Genomic DNA, 21,471 nt, shown 5'->3' on the forward strand with positions numbered 1-21,471 from the left:
TGTGCCGCGCGCGTACTCACAAGCACCGAGCCTACGGGGTCGCGCGCACCCGCCCGCTCCCGGGTCGGTCCATGAGGGTTGATCCGGCGGCAAGGATGTCACTCTCCGACGGGGGCGTGCTCCGCGGTCGTGGGCATGTCGATCTGGCGCCAGAAGCCGGCCCGGATCGCGTACCGGTCGTGCTCGTCGATCTGGTCGTCCTTGTGCGCGAGCAGGCCGAACCGGGCCGCGTAGCGCAGCAGCTCGCCGTCGATCCGGTGCGGGACCCGCGGGTACATCCCGGAGAGTTTCTGCAGCTGGCTGTGGTCGCCCAGCCGCTCCATCCAGCGCCGGGCGAAGACCTGCCCCACCTCGAAGGGGTCGCCGCCGACGGTGGTGATGTCCTCCTCGCGGTCCGCCCAGCGCTGCTCGGCGGTGGTGAGCTGGGCGAGCGTCGGCATGGAGGCGACCTCGGCGGGGTCGGCGGCGCCGGGGCGGTCGACCCAGCCCTTGTCGGAGGACCAGCGCAGGGTGGCCGAGGCGGGCTGCGGCTGCGCGGACGGGGCGCCGGGGGCGCGCAGCGCGGCCAGGTCCTTCGGGGTGGGGACGCCCTTGGCCGCGGGGAGGCGCTCCTGCGCGCCGTTCTCGGAGGCGGTGCCGCCGCTCGGGTGCTCGACCTCCTCGGCCTGCCGCTCGGACGCCGGGGCGAGCCCGGACTCGGGCAGCGGCGCGGACAGGATCGCGGCGATCTCGGGCCGCGGCACGGGCGACGGCGCGCAGACCCCGCCGAGTTCCTTGGCCCGTACGGCCCTGGTGATCCACACCCGGTCCAGGACGCGCCGCTCGTCGGCCTCGGCGACCAGGTCCTCGGACTGGTTGTAGTCCCCGTCGGCCGCCTGCACGGCCCACAGGTGTACGGCGACGCCGTGTTCCTTGGCGGCCATCATGCCCGGCAGCAGGTCCCCGTCGCCGGTCACCAGAACGATGTCGGAGCAGGCCCGGTTGCGTGCCAGCTCGGTCAGCTCGGCGTGCATCGCGGCGTCCACTCCCTTCTGCGCCCAGCGGCCGTCGCTGCGGGTCAGCGCGCCGAGCCGGACGGTGACCCGGGGCATCACCCGCAGCCTGCGGTGCTCGGGCTGGGGGACGCGGTCGGGGGCGCCGTCGAACCAGTAGATGCGCAGCAGGGGCCGTTCGGTGTCGGATTCGGCGCGTTCGCGCAGTCCCTGGATCAGGGCGGGGTGGTCGACGGTGATCCGGGAGCGGGAGGGCTCCCCGGCGAGGAGACTGGCGGCGGCCCCCAGCAGATACCCGGCGTCCACCAGGACGATGCAGCGGTCCACGCGATCCACCCTCTTTCCGGGAGGTTTGCTTCGGGCTTGTTTCGAGTCTGCCCGACAGCGCGGGGGTTAACGGTTCGAACTCGATCTTCGGCGTGGCGTTTCGGGGAATCGTTCCCCGACCTTCCGTGTCACACAGGGTAATTATCCGAAATGCGTTCCTTGTCAGCCTATGTGAATCTGGTCGCGGTCCTGGCACCCAGACCCCCGACAGGAGGCAGATCCCCATGGCCAAGAACAAGAACCGCGAACGCAAACAGCCGCAGTCCGCGCGTGGTCAGCAGGAGGTCCAGCAGCCCTCACTGAACACGCACACCGAGCACCGCGCCCCGCAGGTGACCCCCGGCGACATGGCCCGCAAGGGCCGGGAGAAGCGCTTCGGCCACAACTGACAAGCACATCACGGGCGTTGAAGCCCGGGCACACCGAGGGGCGCACCCGGTTCCGGATGCGCCCCTCACGCGTGTCGGACCTTCCGCCCGCCGGGCCGGCCGCCTCAGCCCGCCAGACAGGACGGACCGAGCAGGACCTTCAGGTCGCCGAAGAGGGCCGGGTCCGGCTTCACCCGGTGCCGGTCAAGGCGCAGCACGGTCGTTTTGGTCGGTCCCTGGAGCTTGATCCGCACCTCGCTCTCGCCCCGGTGGTGGGTGAGGATCTCGCCGAGGCGGCTGACCATCGGCGGGGTGACCCGGGTGGCCGGGATGGTGAGGATGACGGGCGCGTTGGTGCCCGCGTTCGACAGGTCGGGGACCTGGAGCTCCATCGCGACCAGCCGCGGCACGTCCTCGCGCTTGTCGAGGCGGCCCTTGACGAACACGACGGCGTCCTCGACGAGTTGCGTCGACACGAGCTGGTAGGTCGCGGGGAAGAACATGCACTCGATGGAACCCGCGAGGTCCTCGACCGTGGCGATCGCCCAGGCGTTGCCCTGCTTGGTCATCTTGCGCTGGAGGCCCGAGATGATGCCGCCGATGGTGACCACGGCGCCGTCCGCGTGCTCGCCGCCGGTGAGCTGGGCGATGCCCGCGTCGGCCTTGTCGGACAGCACGTGCTCCAGGCCGAAGAGCGGGTGGTCGGAGACGTAGAGACCGAGCATCTCCCGCTCCTGGGCGAGCAGATACGTCTTCTCCCACTCGTCGGTGGTGAACTCGACGTCGAGGCCGAACCCGGGCTCGCTGGTCTCCTCCTCGCCCATCCCGCCGAAGAGGTCGAACTGCCCCTCGGCCTCCTTGCGCTTGACCGCGACCACGTTGTCGATCATCGGCTCGTACTGCGCGGTGAGGCCCTTGCGGGTGTGCCCCATCGAGTCGAAGGCGCCCGCCTTGATCAGCGACTCCGTGGTCCGCTTGTTGCAGACCACCGCCTCGACCTTGTCGAGGTAGTCGGGGAAGGAGGCGTACTTCCCCTTGGCCTTGCGGGACCTGATGATCGACTCGACGACGTTGGTGCCGACGTTGCGGACGGCGGAGAGGCCGAAGAGGATCACGTCGTCGCCCTGCGCGGCGAAGTTCGACTCGGACTCGTTGACGTTCGGCGGGAGCACCTTGATGCCCATGCGCCGGCACTCGTTGAGGTAGATCGCGGACTTGTCCTTGTCGTCCTTGACCGAGGTGAGCAGCGCGGCCATGTACTCGGCCGGGTAGTTCGCCTTCAGATAGGCGGTCCAGTACGAGACCAGGCCGTACGCGGCGGAGTGCGCCTTGTTGAAGGCGTAGCCGGCGAACGGGACCAGGACGTCCCACAGGGCCTTGATCGCCTCGTCGCTGTAGCCGTTCTTCTGGGCGCCGGCCTGGAAGATGGTGAAGTTCTTGGCCAGTTCGTCGGGCTTCTTCTTGCCCATCACGCGGCGCAGGATGTCGGCCTCGCCGAGCGAGTAGCCGGCGATGATCTGGGCGGCCTTCTGCACCTGCTCCTGGTACACGATCAGGCCGTAGGTGACCGCCAGGACCTCTTCGAGGGGCTCTTCGAGCTCCTTGTGGATCGGCGTGATCTCCTGCAGCTTGTTCTTGCGCAGGGCGTAGTTGGTGTGCGAGTCCATGCCCATCGGGCCGGGCCGGTACAGCGCCGAGACGGCGGAGATGTCCTCGAAGTTGTCGGGCTTCATCAGCCGCAGCAGCGAACGCATCGGGCCGCCGTCGAACTGGAAGACGCCGAGGGTGTCGCCGCGCTGGAGCAGGTCGAAGGTCGTCGGATCGTCGAGCGGGAGGCTCAGCAGGTCCAGGTCGACGCCCTTGTTGGACTTCACCATCTTGACGGCGTCGTCCATGATCGTGAGGTTGCGCAGGCCGAGGAAGTCCATCTTCAGCAGGCCGAGCGACTCGCACTGCGGGTAGTCCCACTGCGTGATGGTCACGCCGTCGGTGTGCCGCACCCAGATCGGGGCGTGGTCGACGATGGGCTCGCTGGACATGATCACGCCGGCCGCGTGCACACCCATCTGCCGGACCAGGCCCTCGACGCCCTTGGCGGTGTCGATGACCTTCTTCACGTCCGGTTCGTTCTCGTACATCGCGCGGATCTCGCCCGCCTCGCTGTAGCGCGGGTGCGAGGGGTCGGTGATGCCGTTGAGGTCGATGCCCTTGCCCAGGACGTCGGCGGGCATCGCCTTGGTGAGGCGGTCGCCCATCGCGTACGGGTAGCCCAGCACGCGCGCGGAGTCCTTGATGGCGTTCTTCGCCTTGATCTTGCCGTAGGTGCCGATCATGGCGACCTTGTCGGCGCCGTACTTCTCGGTCACGTACCGGATCACCTCGACGCGCCTGCGCTCGTCGAAGTCGATGTCGACGTCGGGCATGGAGACGCGCTCGGGGTTGAGGAACCGCTCGAAGATCAGACCGTGCGGGATCGGGTCGAGGTCGGTGATGCCCATGGCGTACGCGACGATCGAGCCGGCCGCGGAGCCACGGCCCGGGCCGACCGCGATGCCCTGCTTCTTGGCCCACATGATGAAGTCGGCGACCACCAGGAAGTAGCCCGGGAACCCCATCTGGATGATGACGTCCATCTCGTACTCGGCCTGCTTCTGGCGGTCGTCGGGGACGCCGCCGGGGAAGCGGCGCTCCATGCCGCGGCGCACCTCCTCCTGGAACCAGGTGATCTCGGTGAAGCCCTCGGGGATGTCGAACTTCGGCATCAGGTTCTTGGCCTCGAACATGCCCGAGGTGTCGATCTGCTCGGCCACCAGGAGGGTGTTGGCGCAGCCCTCCTGCCAGGCGTCCGAGGAGTCGACGGCGTACATCTCGTCCGTGGACTTCAGGTAGTAGCCGGTGCCGTCGAACCGGAAGCGGTCCGGGTCGGAGAGGTTCTTGCCGGTCTGGATGCACAGCAGGGCGTCGTGGGCGGTCGCCTCGTGCGCGTACGTGTAGTGCGAGTCGTTGGTGACCAGCGGGGGGATGCCGAGCTTCTTGCCGATGTCGAGGAGGCCGTCACGGACCCGGCGCTCGATCTCGATGCCGTGGTCCATCAGCTCCAGGAAGTAGCGGTCCTTGCCGAAGATGTCCTGGTAGTCCGAGGCCGCCTGGAGTGCCTCCTTCTCCTGGCCGAGGCGCAGCCGGGTCTGGAGCTCGCCGGAGGGGCAGCCGGTGGAGGCGATGAGCCCCTCGGACCACTGGGAGATGGTCTCCTTGTCCATCCGGGGCCACTTCTGCAGCCAGCCCTCGGCGTACGCGTCGGAGGAGAGCTTGAAGAGGTTGTGCAGGCCCGTGCGGTTCGCCGCCCAGATCGTCTTGTGGGTGTAACCGCCGGAACCGGAGACGTCGTCGCGCTTCTGGTGCGGCTGGCCCCACTGGATCTTGCGCTTGTTGCGCCGGGACTCGGGCGCCACGTACGCCTCGATGCCGATGATCGGGGTGACGCCGGCCTTCTTCGCGGTGTGGAAGAAGTCGTACGCCCCGTGCAGGTTGCCGTGGTCCGACATGGCGATGTGGGTCATGCCCATCTCGTTGCACGCGTCGAACATGTCCTTCAGCCGCGCGGCACCGTCCAGCAGCGAGTACTGGGTGTGGACGTGCAGGTGCGTGAACGGCGGCTTTGACACGGCTGAGGCCTCCTAGGGGACATACGGCGACTGCTGCCCCACGGGGTGCGGACAGTCTGGTGGACAGCGTCGAAGTCTATGCCCGGACACTGACACGCGGCGGGCTTCCCCGCGTACCTTCACCGGAGGGAAACGGGCACTCCCGCGTCCCTTCGTCCGTTGGAGACGACAGAAACGCTGTCGTACATGTCATGCACCAGGAGGCACCCCGCGATGTCGGTCCCGCAGCTCAACGACGAGCACCGCGGCGAGGAGATCCTCGCCGTCTTCGACACCGCCTTCGGCGAGCTCCTGGCCGCCGACCCGGCCGCGTTCCGGGTGAAGTTCCGGAAGATGGCGGCCTCCGCGTTCGCGTTCTACCGGGGTACGGCGGCGCTGTTCTACCACGATCTCGACGCCGAGAAGCGCGGCGGCCCGTTCCTCGACGAGCGCACCTCGCGCGTGTGGATCCACGGTGACCTGCACGCGGAGAACTTCGGCACGTACATGGACGCCAACGGCCGGCTGATCTTCAACGTCAACGACTTCGACGAGGCCTACGTCGGCCCCTTCACCTGGGACCTCAAGCGGTTCTCCGCCTCGATCGCCCTCATCGGGTACGCGAAGGCGCTCGGCGACGACCAGATCACCGAGCTGGTCGAGGTGTACGCGGGCGCGTACCGCGAGCGGATCCACGCCCTGGCCACCGGCGCCAAGAGCGACGAGGTCCCGCCCTTCACCCTGGACACCGCGCAGGGCGCGCTGCTGGACGCGCTGCGTGACGCCCGCTCGCTGACCCGCTTCGGGCTGCTCGACTCGATGACCGAGATCCGCGACTTCGAGCGCCGCTTCGCGCCGGGCGGCGGCTCCGTCGAGCTGGACGCGGCCACCCGCTACAAGGTGCTGGCCGCCTTCGACGGCTATCTGGAGACCCTGCCGGAGTCCTCGCTGACCCGCCCGGACTCCTACCGCGTCAAGGACGTCGTCGGCCGCCGCGGCATCGGCATCGGCTCGGCCGGCCTGCCGTCGTACAACATCCTCCTGGAGGGCAACAGCGACGCCCTGGAGAACGACGTGGTGATCTACATCAAGCAGGCCCAGACCCCGGCCGTCTCCCGTCACATCACCGACCCGGCGATCCGCGACTACTTCCAGCACGAGGGCCACCGCACGGTGATCTCGCAGCGCGCCCTGCAGGCGCACGCCGACCCGTGGCTGGGCTGGACCGAGCTGGGCGGCACCGGCCAGCTCGTCGCCGAGGTCTCGCCGTACGCGGTGGACCTCGACTGGGGCGACATCGACGACCCGGAGGAGATCGCGGCGGTCGTCGCCGACCTCGGCCGGGCCACCGCCACCATGCACGCGGCGGCGGACGACCAGTCGGGCGAGTCGCTGGTGCCCTTCTCCACCGAGCGGGCCATCGACGCGGCGCTCGCCGCCGACGAGGAGGGTCTGGCGGCCCTCCTGGTGGACTTCGCGCACGGCTACGGCGCCCGAGCCCGCGCCGACCACCAGGTGTTCGTGGACCTCTTCCGCAACGGACGGATTCCGGGTCTGTGACGGGCAGGCCGCTCACAGGGACCCTTTAGGGGTCTCCTACAGCCGCTCGTGACACACTCTCCTCCGCTATGGACATATCCGGGACCCACCTCAGAGCCGTACGCGCGGCGGTGTTCACGGCCTGCGTCGTGACCCTCAGCACCGCGTCGCACGTGCTGCTGTCCCGGACCCCGCTCCCGCTGAACACGGTGGCGGCGATCGCCGCCACCGTGTTCGCCGTCTCGTACGCCCTCGCCGGCCGCGAGCGCGGCTTCGGGCGGATCGCCGCCCTGCTGATCCCGCTGGAGCTGGCCGCCGACACGGTCTTCACCACCGGCCAGCACGTCTGCTACGGCCGCGCGGGCGGTCCGGTCGCCGGACCGCTGCGCTCCGTCGGCTTCGACCTGCTGTGCGGCGGCGGCACCGGTGTGGGCGGCCCGCTGGCCCGGGTGACCGGCACCGACACCGACCGGCTCGCGGGCGTGCTGGCGCACGCCGACCCGGCCACCGCCTGGCTGCTGCTGGGCGCGCACCTGTGCGTGGGGCTGCTCGCCGCCGCCTGGCTGCGCCGCGGCGAGCGGGCGCTGGCCCAGGTGCTGCGCGCGATGGCCGCGACCACCGTCCGGCCGCTGCTGCTCGCGGTCGCCGCCGTGACGGTCCGGGTGGCTCCCGCGGTACGCCGGCCCGTGCTTCCCGGCCGTCGTACGACCGCCGTCCGTGACCGGATCCTCGTCCACTCCCTGGGACGCCGTGGGCCACCGTGCTCGGTCGCCTTTCTCTGAAAGCACCTGAGCACCTGTAGTCCCCCCATACGTATCCCCGCACACGAGGTGTGCGTGTCCCCCATGGAGATCACCAAGATGAGCAAGCGGAACAGCCAGGCGTCGAAGTCGGCGGCCCGTGAGCGGCTGCGGCTGGAACGCGAGCGTCAGGCCAAGCGCTCCAAGGTCAAGCGGCAGGTCCTCGTCGCCTGTTCGGTCGTCGGCGTCCTGGCGCTGGCCGGCGGCATAGGTTACGCCGTCGTCCAGGCCAACAAGCCCAGCTACTGGGAGTCCCAGAAGGACGACAAGGTCGTCGCCCCGGCCAACACCACCGGCGCCGACGGCACCACGGTGGTCATCGGCAAGAGCACCGCGAAGAAGACCCTCAAGGTGTACGAGGACCCGCGCTGCCCGGTCTGCGCCCAGTTCGAGCAGACCGTCGGCTCGACGGTGCAGAAGGACATCGACGACGGCAAGTTCAAGATCCAGTACATCGGCGGCACCTTCCTCGACGGCGACTCGCTCGGCAAGGGCCAGATCGGTTCGCGCGGCGAGGGCTCGAAGAACGCGATGAGCGCCCTGGGCGCCGCGCTGAACGTGAGCCCCGAGGCGTTCCTCCAGTACAAGACCGCCCTCTACTCGGCGAAGTACCACCCCGAGGAGACGGACGACAAGTTCAAGAGCGACGACTACCTCATCAAGGTCGCGGACACGGTCACCGCGCTGAAGAACAACAAGGCGTTCCAGAACGCCGTCACCAGCGGCAAGTACGACGCCTGGGCGCTGGCGATGTCCAAGACGTTCGACACCAACAAGGACGGCGTGACGGGCACCCCGAGCTTCGTCATGAACGGCAAGGTCATCTCGACCTCCGGCGGCAACCCGCCGATGACGGTGGCGGACTTCACCTCGCTGGTCGACGCGGCGCTCAAGGCCTGACCGACCGCACCGCCGATCCCGGGGAACCTCCGGAGGGACCGGCGGGGGAAGAGCGGGCGAACTTTTGCGAGTTCGCCCGCTCTTCTGCATACCGATCAGTAACCTGATCGGTCGTGACCAGTCGATACAGATCATCCGAGAGCGCCCCCGAGGCGCCCGAGAGCGCCAACTCGCTGTCGCCGCGCCGCCGTACGGTCGTCAAGGCCGCGGCCGCCACCGCGGTGCTGGCCGGGCCGCTCGCCGCCGCCCTTCCCGCGCGCGCGGCCACCGACGCCCCCGCCTTCCTGCACGGCGTCGCCTCCGGCGACCCGCTGCCCGACGGCGTCCTGCTGTGGACCCGGGTGACGCCCGTCCCCGAGGCGACCCCCGGCTCGGGCCTCGGCCCCGACGTGGAGGTCGGCTGGACGGTCGCCAGGGACAAGGCGTTCACCACCGTCGTCGCCCAGGGCTCCCTCACCGCGACCGCCGCCTCCGACCACACCGTCAAGGCCGACATCCGCGGCCTGGCCCCAGCCACCGACTACTGGTTCCGCTTCACCGCCGGGGACACCGTCTCCCCGGCCGCCCGCACCCGCACCGCGCCCGCCGCCGACGCGGCAGTCACCGGGCTGCGCTTCGGCGTGGTCTCCTGCGCCAACTGGGAGGCCGGCTACTTCTCCTCGTACCGCCATCTCGCGGCCCGCGGCGACCTGGACGCCTGGCTGCACCTCGGCGACTACATCTACGAGTACGGCACCGGCGAGTACGGCACGCGCGGCACCGTCGTACGGCCGCACGCGCCCGCCCACGAGATCCTCACCCTCGCCGACTACCGCACCCGGCACGGCCGTTACAAGACCGACCCCGATCTCCAGGCCCTGCACGCCGTGGCACCGGTCATCGCGATCTGGGACGACCACGAGTTCGCCAACGACACCTGGTCGGGTGGCGCCGAGAACCACACCGAGGGCACCGAGGGCGCCTGGCCGGCACGTCAGGCCGCCGCCAAGCAGGCCTACTTCGAGTGGATGCCGGTGCGCCCGGCCATCGCGGGCACCACCTACCGGCGGCTGCGCTTCGGCAGGCTCGCCGACCTGTCGCTGCTCGACCTGCGTTCCTTCCGCTCGCAGCAGGTCTCCACCGGCAAGGGCTCGGTCGACGACCCGGACCGTACGATCACCGGCCGCGCCCAGCTCGACTGGCTCAAGACCGGGCTGAAGGCGTCCGACACCACCTGGCGGCTGGTCGGCAACTCGGTGATGATCTCGCCGTTCGCGATCGGCTCGCTCTCCGCCGACCTGCTGAAGCCGCTCAGCAAGCTGCTGGGCCTGCCGCAGGAGGGCCTCGCCCTCAACACCGACCAGTGGGACGGCTACACCGACGACCGCCGGGAGCTGCTCGCCCACCTGCGCGCCAACGCGATCCGCAACACCGTCTTCCTGACCGGCGACATCCACATGGCCTGGGCCAACGACGTGCCGCTGGACGCCGGTACGTATCCGCTGTCCGACTCGGCCGCCACGGAGTTCGTCGTCACCTCGGTCACCTCCGACAACCTCGACGACCTGGTGAAGGTCCCCGAGGGCGTGGTGTCCGCGCTCGCCGCGCCCGTCATCCGGGCCGCCAACCGGCATGTGCACTGGGTCGACACCGACCGCCACGGCTACGGTGTGCTCGACGTCACCGCCACCCGCGCGCAGATGGACTACTACGTGGTGTCCGACCGCACGAAGCCGTCCGCGACCTCCTCCTGGTCGCGCTCCTACCGCACGCTCAGCGGCACCCAGAAGGTGGAGCGCACCTACGACCCCGTGTGACCCTCCAGCGTGTCGAGGAAGCCGAGGGCCACCCGCCAGGTGGCCTCGGCGGCCTCCGCGTCGTAGTCCGGCAGGTCGGGGTCGGTGTACAGGTGGCCGGCCCCGGCGTACCGGTAGACCTCGACGTCGGCGCCGGCTCTGCCCATCTGCAGGTACCAGGCGGTGAGCCAGTCGTCGGTCTCGAACGGGTCCGGCTCGGCCACGTGCAGCTGCACCGGCAGCTCGTCCACGGTGGCGTTGGCGGCGATGTCCGAGGTGCCGTGCAGGAGCAGCAGCCCGCGGGCCCGCTCGTCGCCGAGCGCGAGGGTCTGCGCGATGGACGCGCCGAGCGAGAACCCGGCGTAGACGAGCCCTCGTTCCGAGTAGGGCGCGGCGGCCAGGACGGACCGCTTCAGCAGCTCGTCCTTGCCGATCTCCTCGTTGAAGGCCATGCCCTCCTCGACCGTCTCGAACGTGCGTCCCTCGAAGAGGTCCGGCGTCCACACCTCGTGCCCGGCGGCACGCAGCCGCTCCGCCGCAGCGCGCACCGCGGGCCGCAGGCCATGGGTCGAGTGAAAGAGCATGATGTTCATGAGGCCATGGTGCCAGCCGGGTACGACAGCCGCGGCGCGCGCCCGTACCCACAATCGGGCGGAGATCACAGGTTCGTCCCCTCCCTGGCCGGTTACGTTCGAGGGCATGGAGAACGTACTTCGACCCCTGATCGTGGTCGGCGGATCGGTGCTGCTCACGCTGCTCATCGGCTGGGCCACCGACCGCCTGCTGCGCAAGGCCGACGCACGCGACCGGAGCACTCCCCTGTGGGAGCTGCTGCGGCGCGGCCGCATTCCCTACCAGCTCGTGCTGTGCGCGGCCATGCTCAGAGGGTCCTACGACGAGGCGAACCTGCTGGAGCAGCACCGGACCGGTATCGGCCGTGCGCTGACCCTGGTGCTGATCGGGGCCGCCGCCTGGCTGGTCATCCGGATCTCCGGCGCGATCGTCGAGACGTCGTACAGCCGTTACGCCCGCGCCCACCGCGACGTGGGCCGGGTCCGGCGGGTCCGCACCCAGGTCTCGCTGATCATGCGGGTGGTCTCCGCGATCGTCGGTGTCGTCGCCACGGCGGCGATGCTGCTGACGTTCCCGGCGATGCGGGCGGCCGGCGCCTCGCTGCTGGCCTCGGCCGGCATCATCGGCATCGTCGCCGGTGTCGCCGCCCAGTCCACGCTGGGCAACATGTTCGCCGGGTTCCAGATCGCCTTCGGCGACATGGTGCGCATCGGCGACACCGTCGTGGTGGACGGCGAGTGGGGCACGGTCGAGGAGATCACGCTCACGTTCCTGACCGTACGGACCTGGGACGAGCGCCGGATCACGATGCCTGTGTCGTACTTCACGTCGAAGCCGTTCGAGAACTGGTCGCGCGGCGGTTCCGAGATGACCGGCACGGTCTACTGGTACCTCGACCACGCGGCCCCGATCGACCTGATGCGGGACAAGCTCCGCGACATCCTGCGCGCGTGCCCGGCCTGGGACGGCCGCGCCTACGGCCTGGACGTCACCGACACCACCCCGAACACCCTCCAGGTGCGGGCCCTGGTCACCGCCAAGGACTCGGACGACATCTGGACGGCCCGGGTCACCGTCCGCGAGCAGATGCTCCGCTGGCTGACCGACCACCATCCCTACGCCCTGCCGCGGGTCAACACGGCGGAAGCGGCGGTGCCTCCGGGCCGCGGCGGCCACCCGGCCCACGACGGCGTACCCACGCCCCGCGCCTACGAGACCCCGAGCGCGGGCCGCGGCTGAACGACCTCGGCGAGGCGTTCCCCCGGGGGCCGGAGGACCGGAACGGTTTCGGTGCCCCGGGTCGGCCGGCGGGCGCCGGCGGCGCCCGGCCGGCGCCGCAGCGGCCTCGGCGGACCGGCCCGGCGACGGAAACGCCACGCACGGCCCACAACCCGCAAGCCCTGCGGAAAGCCTGAACGCTTCCGCTACCCCGACCCCGGGTTCAGCCGCCGCGCCCGGCGCCGCCGCCGACATCGGTGCCCGCCGCGCCGCTGACCTCGGTGGCGGGCCGACCCGACGGCGACCCCGGCAAGCCGACCCCGGCGACGCCGTACGCACCCGCAGTCCCGCGAGCCCCGCAGTCCCACAAGCCCCTCAGCCCGCGAGGCCGGGAGGGCCGCGCACCCGCGCGGTCCTCCCGGGCCCGCCGGGTCGCCACGGCCACAGTTCCGGCCGTCAGGAGCGGACCGGTGCCGCTCAGCGAAGGCTGCGGACGTCCAGGTGGCGCAGGACCCGGTCCACCACCTCGGGATCGGCGCCGGGTTCGCTGCGCGCCGCCAGCACCTCGTGCCGTGCCGCGCTCAGCATCTCCCCCTGGATGCGCCGCAGCCGCTTGAGCCGGCGCGCCCGTTGCTCGTGCGCCTCGCGCCGCTCGTCCTCCCCGATGTCCGGGCTGATCCGCAGCCCGATGTCGAAGGCCCGCCGCACCATCTGCTCGGACAGTTCCTCGGGAAGGTCCTCGTCCTTCTCGATCTCCCGCAGCCGCCGCTTCGCGGCCTGCGCCGCCCGGACGGCGAGGGTCCGCTCGAAGTCCTTCTCCCGTTCGGTGTCGGCCCGCACCCCGAGCCGCTTCACCAGCCACGGCAGGGTCAGCCCCTGGAGCACCAGCGTCGCCATGATCACCCCGAACGCGATGAACACGATCTCGTCGCGGTCGGGGAACGGTGACCCGTCGTCGGTCCTCAGCGGGACGGCGAGGGCCAGCGCCACCGAGGCGACCCCCCGCATCCCCGACCACCACATGACGACGGTCTCCCGCCAGCCCATCGGGATGTCCTCGTCGTAGTCCCGGCGCGCGTGCAGCCGCTTGGTCAGCCAGGTCGCCGGCAGCAGCCACATCAGCCGTACGAGCACCACCACGCCCACGATCGCCGCCGCCCACCCGAGCATCTCGCCCCACCGCCCGGACGCCGTCCGGATCGCGTTGTGCAGTTCCAGTCCGATGAGACCGAAGGCGACCCCGGTGACGAGGGTGTCGACGATGTCCCAGAACGTGTGCCCGGCCAGCCGGGTCAGCACGTCGTCGGGGTCGGTGGCGTACTCGGCGAGGAACAGCGCGGTGGTGAGCACCGCGAGCACCCCGGAGCCGTGGAACTCCTCCGCGAGCACGTAGGAGGCGTAGGGCACCAGCAGCGTCAGGCCGATCTGCAGGGTCGGGTCCCCCACGATGTCCATCAGCCGGTTGGTGCCCCAGCCCAGCACCAGCCCGACCGCCACCGCGACCACGCCGGAGAGCACCAGGTCGAGTCCGGCCCGCCAGGGCGAGAAGCTGCCGCTGACGGCCGCGGCGATCGCCACGTGGTACAGCACGATGGCCGTCACGTCGTTGAAGAGCCCCTCGCCCTCCAGGATGGACACCAGCCGGCGCGGCAGTCCGAGCTGTCCGGCGACGGCGGTCGCCGCGACCGGGTCGGGCGGCGCGACCAGCGCCCCGAGCGCCACGGCGGCGGCGATCGGCAGCCCGGGCACCACCGCGTGCGCCACCACGGCCACGCACAGGGTGGTCACGAACACCAGCGCCACGGCCAGCAGCAGGATCGGCCGCAGATTGGCCGTGAACTGCCGCCACGACGTGCGCCGTACGGCCGCGTAGAGCAGCGGCGGCAGCAGCGCGGGCAGGATCAGGTCCGGCGGGATGTCGACGTTCGGCACGAAGTCGAGCAGCGCGAGGACGATCCCGAGGAGGGTCATCAGCACGGGCGACGGCAGCCCGACCCGGTCTCCGACGGGGACGCTCACCACGGCCCCGAGCAACAGCACGAACAACAGGGCCAACTGATCCACGGTCAGCGCTCCGGCGGGATCTCGACGTTCACACAGGGGACTTCAAGCCTGCCACGCCGCCGCGCGGTCGGCCCCCGCGCCCCTCCGGCCCCACGACCGAGCCGGGTTCCGCGCCGTGGCGTCCCCGTCACGCTCCGGCCCCGCGACCCGCCGCCCGGCCCCTGCGGGCGCCTCGCTACAGGACGCGCCGCATCGCCCGGTGCGGGATCCCCGTGTCCGGGAACTCCGGCCCGTACGCGACGTAGTCCAGCCGCTCGTAGAAGCCCAGCGCGTGGGTCTGCGCGTGCAGATCGACCGCCGTGAGGCCCAGCGCGCGTGCCGCGTCCTCGACGGCCCGCACCAGCGCGGCCCCGACGCCCAGCCCGCGCGCCTCCCGGGTCACGGCGAGCCGTCCCAGCGACCCCACGGCCGGGTCGCCGCCGGTCTTCGCCACGGCCGCCTCCCCGTGCAGGAGGCGGCCGGTGCCGAGGGCCGTGCCGTCCTCCCGCACCGCCAGCACGTGCAGGGCGCCGGCGTCGTACGCGTCGTACTCCAGGTCCTCGGGGACGCCCTGTTCGGCGACGAAGACCTCCTTGCGCACCGCGAAACACGCTTCCCGGTCCGCGGGATCCTCGGCGACGCGCACCGAGAACGACGGAAGGCTCACGCGTACGTCTCCTCGCGGACCCGGTCGAGGGCCTTCTGCAGGTCGGCGGGGTACCCGCTCTCGAACTCGACCCACTCGCCGTCCCCCGGGTGCTCGAAGCCGAGCCGCACGGCGTGCAGCCACTGGCGGGTCAGGTGCAGCCGCTTGGCGAGCGTCGGGTCGGCGCCGTAGGTCAGGTCGCCGACGCACGGGTGCCGGTGGGCGGCCATGTGGACGCGGATCTGGTGGGTGCGGCCGGTCTCCAGCTTCACGTCGAGCAGGGACGCCGAACGGAACGCCTCGATGAGGTCGTAGTGGGTGACCGACGGCTTGCCCTCGGCCGTGACCGCCCACTTGTAGTCGTGCTGGGGGTGGCGGCCGATCGGCGCGTCGATGGTGCCGCTGGTCGGGTCCGGGTGGCCCTGGACGAGCGTGTGGTACCGCTTGTCGACCGTGCGCTCCTTGAACTGGCGCTTGAGCGAGGTGTACGCGCGCTCCGACTTGGCGACCGTCATCAGGCCCGAGGTGCCCACGTCGAGGCGGTGCACGATGCCCTGGCGCTCGGCGGCGCCCGAGGTCGAGACGCGGTACCCGGCGGCGGCGAGCCCGCCGATGACGGTGGGCCCGCTCCAGCCGGGGCTGGGGTGCGCGGCCACGCCGACCGGCTTGACGATCACGACCACGTCGTCGTCGTCGTACACGATCTCCATGCCCTCGACCGGCTCCGCGACGACCCGCACCGGCGCGGGCGCCTGCGGCATCTCCACCTCGAGCCAGGCCCCGCCGTGCACCCGCTCCGACTTGCCCACCACCGAGCCGTCGACCGAGACCTTCCCCGCCGCGGCGAGTTCGGCGGCCTTCGTACGGGAGAAGCCGAACATGCGGGAGATGGCGGCGTCGACACGCTCGCCCTCCAGGCCGTCGGGCACGGGCAGGGTGCGGATATCGGGAACGGTGCTCACCCGTCGAGTATGCCGGACGGGTCGGACACCGCCGTACGGCAGCCCGCGCGCTCAGTCCTTGTGCACGGTCCCGTCGGGGTCCAGGCCCCGGAAGGAGAGCAGCACGATCAGGATGCCGCCGCAGACGATCGCGGAGTCGGCGAGGTTGAAGACGGCGAAGTGCTTGGGCGCGATGAAGTCGACGACCGCGCCCTCGAAGACGCCGGGCGAACGGAAGATCCGGTCGGTGAGGTTGCCGAGCGCGCCGCCGAGGAGCAGGCCGAGCGCGATCGCCCAGGGCAGGCTGTACAGCTTGCGCGCCAGCCGGACGATCACCACGATCACGGCCGCCGCGATCAGCGTGAAGATCACCGTGAAGGCCTCGCCGAACCCGAAGGCCGCGCCCGCGTTGCGGATCGCCTCGAACCTCAGCCAGTCCCCGGCGATCTCGATCGGCGCGTGGTGTTCGAGCCTCGCCACCACCATCATCTTGCTGACGAGGTCGAGGACGTACGCGAAGGTGGCCACCACGAAGAGCACGGCGATACGGCGCCTGCCCCGGGGCCGTTCGACCTCGCCCTGCTCCGGTCCGGACGCCGCCGCCTCCGGAGTGTCCGGCGTACCGATGATGCGCTCCGCCTCTGCCACGTGAGTCCCTCAACCTAGGTACCTGACTGAGGACGAGAGTACGGCACGCCTCCCGGGACGCACGTGCTCAGGAGGCGTACGGCGGCCGATCGGCCCGGCTCAGTACCGGCGCTCCTGCTTCTGCTTGCACTCGACGCACAGCGTGGCCCGCGGGAAGGCCAGCATCCGGGCCTTGCCGACGGGTTTGCCGCAGTTCTCGCACAGGCCGTAGGTGCCCGCGTCCAGCAGTTCCAGCGCGTGCCCGGTCTGCAGCAGCATCTCGCGCGCGTTGGCCGCCAGGGCCATCTCGTGCTCGCGCGTGATGTTCTTCGTGCCGGTGTCCGCCTGGTCGTCGCCCGCACCGTCCCCGGAGTCCCGCATCAGGCCGGCGACGGCCCGCTCGGAGGAGGTGATCTCGTCGCGCAGCCGCTGCTCCTCGGACAGCAGCTCGGCGCGCGCCTCCGCCACCTCCTCCGGGGTCCAGGGGTCCTCACCCGGGCGTACCGCGAGGTCGCCCGGCTCGGCGGCCGCCACCCTCGTCTTCGGTACCGCCGTCTTCGCCGCCGTGGCCGTGCCAGGAGTCTTCTTCGCAACCACTGTCGTGGCTCCCGTCTGCTCCGCGGCCTCGGCCGCGCCCGCCTTCTTGGCCCTGCTCTTCTTGGCCGCACTCTTCGTGGTGCTCTTGGTGGGGCCGCCCGCTTCGGCGGCACCCTTCGCGGCAGTGCTCTTGTGGGCGGCCGCCTTCTTCGGCGCCGTCTTTCCCGGCTCCGTCTTCTCCGGCCGGGTCCTGCCCGGCTCCGTCCGCCTCGACTCCGTCCGCTTCGACTCCGTCCGCTTCGCCCCGGCCCTGCCGGCCGCCGTCGTACCTCTGCCGCTGCCCGGCTCCGACCCCGCCTCCGCCTCCGGGGACCGCGGTCTGCCGGCCGCGTCCGCCCCGACTGCGCTCTCCGGGACCGCGGCCTTCGCGCCGGCCGCCTCCCGGCCGGCCCTCCTCGTGCCGGCGGGCTCGCGCACGGCGGCCTTCCGGGCGCCGCCCTCCGGGCCGGGCGCCCCGGTGGAGGCCGCTTTCGCGGTCGCCGCCTCGGCAGTGGCCCTCTTCGCGCTCACCGCCTTCTTCGTCGCCCCCTTCGCGTCCGCGCCCACCGCCCTCGGGGCAGGGCCCGCGCGCCCGGCGGGCGCCCCCTGCGTGCTCTTCTTCCCGCCCAGGTCCTTGGCCGCACCACCGGAGGCCCTGGTCTTCGTGGACCTGCCGGACGCCGACTGCTGAACGGCGGACTTCTTCGCCACCATGGCCGCGGCCCCTTCACATATTGTGATCTTGCTCGCGAATCGTGCTGGGACGATAAATCGACTCGAGTCCCGCGGCAACGGGGCACACCGCCCGATTCGCCCGCCGCGCGGAAGCCGCGCGGCAAACCTGCATCCGTTGTGCCCAGCTCCCCGCCGGGTAATCCGCCACGCCCGCCGTACCGGAACCCGGACACCCGCACCTCGGCATTCGGGTCAGCCCGGGACGTGGCGGGGCCACCGGCCCGGCGGCCGGCAAACCGGTCGATGGCCGCGCCGGGAGCGCCGTACACTGGGCGGAGCGAAAAGCGTGGATGGGGACGAGTAGCGGCGTACGCAGCCCAGAGCGACCCGGGGACGGTGGAAGCCCGGGGGCGTGCACGACGCGAAGATCACCCCGGAGCCGCCGGAAGAAAGCCGCAGCCCCCGGGCCGCGGCCGGTAGAACCGGTATCGCGACCCCAATGAGGGGGCTCACCGGTGTGCACCGCACACCAGCGAGCCAAGGAGGGTGGTACCGCGGGAGCGCGCCGCAGACGGCGCACGCACAGCTCTCGTCCCTCCGGACGGAAGGCAGCAAGTCCGCCGGAGGAAGCCCGCTGATGACAACGCCGACGTACCGCCAGGTGCCCGCACAGGTCGACCTGCCCGCGCTCGAGCACGCGGTGCTCGACTTCTGGCGCGAGCAGAAGATCTTCGCCAAGAGCCTGGAACAGTCCGAGGGCCGCCCCGAGTGGGTCTTCTACGAGGGCCCGCCCACCGCCAACGGCATGCCCGGCGCCCACCACATCGAGGCACGCGTCTTCAAGGACGTCTTCCCCCGCTTCCGCACCATGCGCGGCTACCACGTGGCCCGCAAGGCCGGCTGGGACTGCCACGGCCTGCCGGTGGAACTGGCGGTGGAGAAGGAGCTCGGCTTCTCCGGCAAGCAGGACATCGAGGCGTACGGCATCGCCGAGTTCAACGCGAAGTGCCGCGAGTCCGTGACCCGGCACACCGACGCCTTCGAGGAGCTCACGACCCGCATGGGTTACTGGGCGGACCTGAAGAACCCCTACCGGACCATGGACCCCGAGTACATCGAGTCCGTCTGGTGGTCGCTCAAGGAGATCTTCGGCAAGGGCCTGCTGACCCAGGACCACCGCGTCGCCCCCTGGTGCCCGCGCTGCGGCACCGGCCTGTCCGACCACGAGCTGGCGCAGGGCTACGAGACGGTCGTCGACCCGTCCGTGTACGTCCGTTTCCCACTCACCTCCGGTCCGCTCGCCGGTGAAGCGGCGCTCCTGGTATGGACGACGACGCCCTGGACGCTGGTGTCCAACACGGCCGTCGCCGCGCACCCCGGGGTCACCTACGTCGTCGCGACGAACGGCGAGGAGAAGCTCGTCGTCGCCGAGCCGCTCGTCGAGAAGTCGCTCGGCGAGGGCTGGGAGACCACCGGTGAGACCTTCACCGGCGCCGAGATGGAGCGCTGGACCTATCAACGTCCGTTCGAGCTCGTGGAGTTCCCGGCCCCGGCCCATTACGTGGTCAACGCCGAGTACGTCACCACCGAGGACGGCACGGGTCTGGTCCACCAGTCCCCCGCCTTCGGTGAGGACGACCTCAAGGTGTGCCGCGCCTACGGCCTGCCGGTCGTCAACCCGGTCCGCCCGGACGGCACCTTCGAGGAGGACGTCCCGCTGGTCGGCGGTGTCTTCTTCAAGAAGGCGGACGAACAACTCACCGCGGACCTGCAGCAGCGCGGCCTCCTCTTCAAGCACGTCCCGTACGAGCACAGCTACCCGCACTGCTGGCGCTGCCACACCGCGCTGCTCTACTACGCGCAGCCGTCCTGGTACATCCGCACCACGGCCGTCAAGGACCGCCTCCTCCAGGAGAACGAGAAGACCAACTGGTTCCCTGACACCGTCAAGCACGGCCGCTTCGGGGACTGGCTGAACAACAACATCGACTGGGCGCTGTCCCGCAGCCGCTACTGGGGCACCCCGCTGCCGATCTGGCGCTGCGCGGAGGACCACCTCACCGTCGTCGGCTCCCGCGCCGAGCTCACCGGACTGACGGGCACCGACCAGTCGCAGCTCGACCCGCACCGCCCCTACATCGACGCGGTCACCTTCGCCTGCCCGCAGGACGGCTGCGGCGAGACGGCCACGCGCGTGCCGGAGGTCATCGACGCCTGGTACGACTCGGGTTCCATGCCGTTCGCGCAGTGGGGCTACCCGTACAAGAACAAGGAACTCTTCGAGTCCCGCTACCCGGCGCAGTTCATCTCCGAGGCCATCGACCAGACCCGCGGCTGGTTCTACACGCTGATGGCCGTCGGCACGCTGGTCTTCGACAGGTCGTCGTACGAGAACGTCGTGTGCCTGGGCCACATCCTCGCCGAGGACGGCCGCAAGATGTCCAAGCACCTGGGCAACATCCTGCAGCCGATCCCGCTGATGGACCAGCACGGCGCCGACGCCGTCCGCTGGTTCATGGCGGCCGGCGGTTCGCCCTGGGCGGCCCGCCGGGTGGGTCACAGCACGATCCAGGAGGTGGTGCGCAAGACCCTGCTCACCTACTGGAACACCGTCGCCTTCCAGGCCCTGTACGCGCGCACGTCCGGCTGGGCGCCCAGCGAGGCGGACCCGGCGCCCGCCGACCGGCCCGTCCTGGACCGCTGGCTGCTCTCCGAACTCCACGCGCTCACCGACCAGGTGACGCAGTCTCTGGAGTCCTACGACACCCAGCGCGCCGGCAAGCTGCTGTCGGCGTTCGTCGACGACCTGTCCAACTGGTACGTACGCCGTTCCCGCCGCCGTTTCTGGCAGGGCGACAAGGCGGCGCTGCGCACCCTGCACGAGGTCGTCGAGACGGTGACGAAGCTGATGGCGCCGCTGACCCCGTTCATCACCGAGCGGGTCTGGCAGGACCTGGTCGTCCCGGTGAGCCCCGGCGCCCCGGAGTCGGTGCACCTGGCGTCCTGGCCGGAGGCGGACCTGTCCGCGATCGACCCCGAACTGTCCCGGCAGATGGTGCTGGTGCGCCGGCTCGTGGAGCTGGGCCGCGCCACCCGCGCGGAGTCGGGCGTCAAGACCCGTCAGCCGCTCCGGCGCGCCCTCGTGGCGGCGACCGGCTTCGAGTCCCTGGCCCGTGAACTGCACGCGCAGATCACGGAGGAGCTGAACGTCGAGTCCCTCGCGTCCCTCGCGGAGGTCGGCGGCTCGCTCGTCGACACCACCGCGAAGGCCAACTTCCGCGCCCTGGGCAAGCGCTTCGGCAAGCGCGTCCAGGACGTGGCCAAGGCCGTCGCCCACGCGGACGCGGCCGCGCTGTCGCTGGCGCTGCGCGAGGGCACGGCGTCGGTCGAGGTCGACGGCGAGACGGTCACCCTCGCCCCCGACGAGGTCATCATCACGGAGACCCCGCGCGAGGGCTGGTCGGTCGCCTCCGACTCGGGGGCGACGGTGGCGCTCGACCTGGAGATCACGGAGGAACTCCGGCAGGCGGGCCTGGCCCGGGACGCGATCCGGCTGATCCAGGAGGCCCGCAAGAACAGCGGCCTCGACGTGGCCGACCGCATCGCGCTGCGCTGGACCTCGACGGACCCGGCGGTCATCGCCGCCCTGAGCGAGCACGCCGAGCTGATCGCGGACGAGGTCCTCGGCACGGACTTCGCCCAGGGTGAGGCGGACGACTCCTACGGCACCCCGTTCACCGACGAGGGCCTTTCCCTGACGTTCCGCCTGCGCAAGGCGTAGGTCACCCCGGGAGACGCCGAAGGCCCGGCACCGCGACCACGCGGGC

Annotated in this window: 15 protein-coding genes; 7 read left to right on the forward strand and 8 right to left on the reverse strand. The window is 71.0% G+C overall.

Features of this window, described 5'->3' with window-relative positions:
- Positions 1-98 precede the first annotated feature (98 nt).
- Positions 99-1,319, reverse strand: coding sequence for an NYN domain-containing protein (locus AC07AZ_RS19875; RefSeq protein ID WP_478849428.1), 1,221 nt, complete (start codon positions 1,317-1,319; stop codon positions 99-101).
- A gap of 224 nt (positions 1,320-1,543) precedes the next feature.
- Here AC07AZ_RS19875 and AC07AZ_RS19880 point away from each other — a divergent pair, with 224 nt between their 5' ends.
- Positions 1,544-1,708: a hypothetical protein gene (locus tag AC07AZ_RS19880; RefSeq protein ID WP_478849430.1), complete on the forward strand. Its 165-nt coding sequence runs from the start codon at positions 1,544-1,546 to the stop codon at positions 1,706-1,708.
- A gap of 104 nt (positions 1,709-1,812) precedes the next feature.
- On the opposite strand, the gene dnaE is transcribed toward AC07AZ_RS19880, so the two are convergent.
- Positions 1,813-5,352 (reverse strand): DNA polymerase III subunit alpha, encoded by a 3,540-nt coding sequence (gene dnaE / locus AC07AZ_RS19885; protein WP_478849432.1) that lies wholly within the window; start codon positions 5,350-5,352, stop codon positions 1,813-1,815.
- A gap of 213 nt (positions 5,353-5,565) precedes the next feature.
- Between dnaE and AC07AZ_RS19890 the strand changes: the two genes are divergently transcribed.
- From AC07AZ_RS19890 to AC07AZ_RS19905, 4 genes are all read left to right on the forward strand, one after another.
- On the forward strand, positions 5,566-6,891 hold the full coding sequence (locus AC07AZ_RS19890; protein ID WP_478849434.1) for a DUF2252 domain-containing protein: 1,326 nt from the start codon (positions 5,566-5,568) through the stop codon (positions 6,889-6,891).
- A 68-nt stretch (positions 6,892-6,959) separates the two neighbouring features.
- Positions 6,960-7,652 (forward strand): hypothetical protein, encoded by a 693-nt coding sequence (locus AC07AZ_RS19895; protein ID WP_478849437.1) that lies wholly within the window; start codon positions 6,960-6,962, stop codon positions 7,650-7,652.
- A 78-nt stretch (positions 7,653-7,730) separates the two neighbouring features.
- Entirely contained in the window at positions 7,731-8,570 is an 840-nt protein-coding gene (locus AC07AZ_RS19900) for a DsbA family protein (protein WP_478849560.1), read from the forward strand.
- 113 nt (positions 8,571-8,683) lie between these two features.
- Positions 8,684-10,366, forward strand: coding sequence for an alkaline phosphatase D family protein (locus tag AC07AZ_RS19905; protein WP_478849439.1), 1,683 nt, complete (start codon positions 8,684-8,686; stop codon positions 10,364-10,366).
- Here the strand turns inward: AC07AZ_RS19905 and AC07AZ_RS19910 are convergent.
- Positions 10,351-10,938: a dienelactone hydrolase family protein gene (locus AC07AZ_RS19910; RefSeq protein WP_478849441.1), complete on the reverse strand. Its 588-nt coding sequence runs from the start codon at positions 10,936-10,938 to the stop codon at positions 10,351-10,353. The two genes, AC07AZ_RS19905 and AC07AZ_RS19910, sit on opposite strands and share 16 nt — an antisense overlap.
- A 106-nt stretch (positions 10,939-11,044) precedes the next feature.
- On the opposite strand from AC07AZ_RS19910, the gene AC07AZ_RS19915 reads away from it, so the two are divergent.
- Entirely contained in the window at positions 11,045-12,157 is a 1,113-nt protein-coding gene (locus tag AC07AZ_RS19915; protein WP_478849443.1) for a mechanosensitive ion channel family protein, read from the forward strand.
- A 456-nt stretch (positions 12,158-12,613) separates the two neighbouring features.
- On the opposite strand, the gene AC07AZ_RS19920 is transcribed toward AC07AZ_RS19915, so the two are convergent.
- From AC07AZ_RS19920 to AC07AZ_RS19940, 5 genes are all read right to left on the reverse strand, one after another.
- On the reverse strand, positions 12,614-14,200 hold the full coding sequence (locus AC07AZ_RS19920) for a Na+/H+ antiporter (protein WP_478849445.1): 1,587 nt from the start codon (positions 14,198-14,200) through the stop codon (positions 12,614-12,616).
- Positions 14,201-14,375: 175 nt separating this feature from the next.
- Entirely contained in the window at positions 14,376-14,846 is a 471-nt protein-coding gene (locus AC07AZ_RS19925; protein ID WP_478849447.1) for a GNAT family N-acetyltransferase, read from the reverse strand.
- On the reverse strand, positions 14,843-15,787 hold the full coding sequence (locus AC07AZ_RS19930; protein WP_478849449.1) for an RluA family pseudouridine synthase: 945 nt from the start codon (positions 15,785-15,787) through the stop codon (positions 14,843-14,845). The genes AC07AZ_RS19925 and AC07AZ_RS19930 overlap by 4 nt, the downstream gene beginning before the upstream one ends.
- Before the next feature lie 51 nt (positions 15,788-15,838).
- Positions 15,839-16,414 carry a signal peptidase II gene (gene lspA / locus AC07AZ_RS19935; protein WP_478849451.1) on the reverse strand — a complete coding sequence of 192 codons (576 nt, stop codon included), beginning with the start codon at positions 16,412-16,414 and terminating at the stop codon, positions 15,839-15,841.
- 99 nt (positions 16,415-16,513) lie between these two features.
- Complete coding sequence (locus tag AC07AZ_RS19940) at positions 16,514-17,683, reverse strand: TraR/DksA family transcriptional regulator (RefSeq protein ID WP_478849454.1); 1,170 nt, start codon at positions 17,681-17,683, stop codon at positions 16,514-16,516.
- Positions 17,684-18,281: 598 nt separating this feature from the next.
- Here AC07AZ_RS19940 and ileS point away from each other — a divergent pair.
- On the forward strand, positions 18,282-21,425 hold the full coding sequence (ileS, locus tag AC07AZ_RS19945) for an isoleucine--tRNA ligase (protein ID WP_478849456.1): 3,144 nt from the start codon (positions 18,282-18,284) through the stop codon (positions 21,423-21,425).
- Positions 21,426-21,471: the final 46 nt, after the last annotated feature.

The sequence above is a fragment of the Streptomyces sp. NPDC043878 genome (assembly GCF_056435735.1).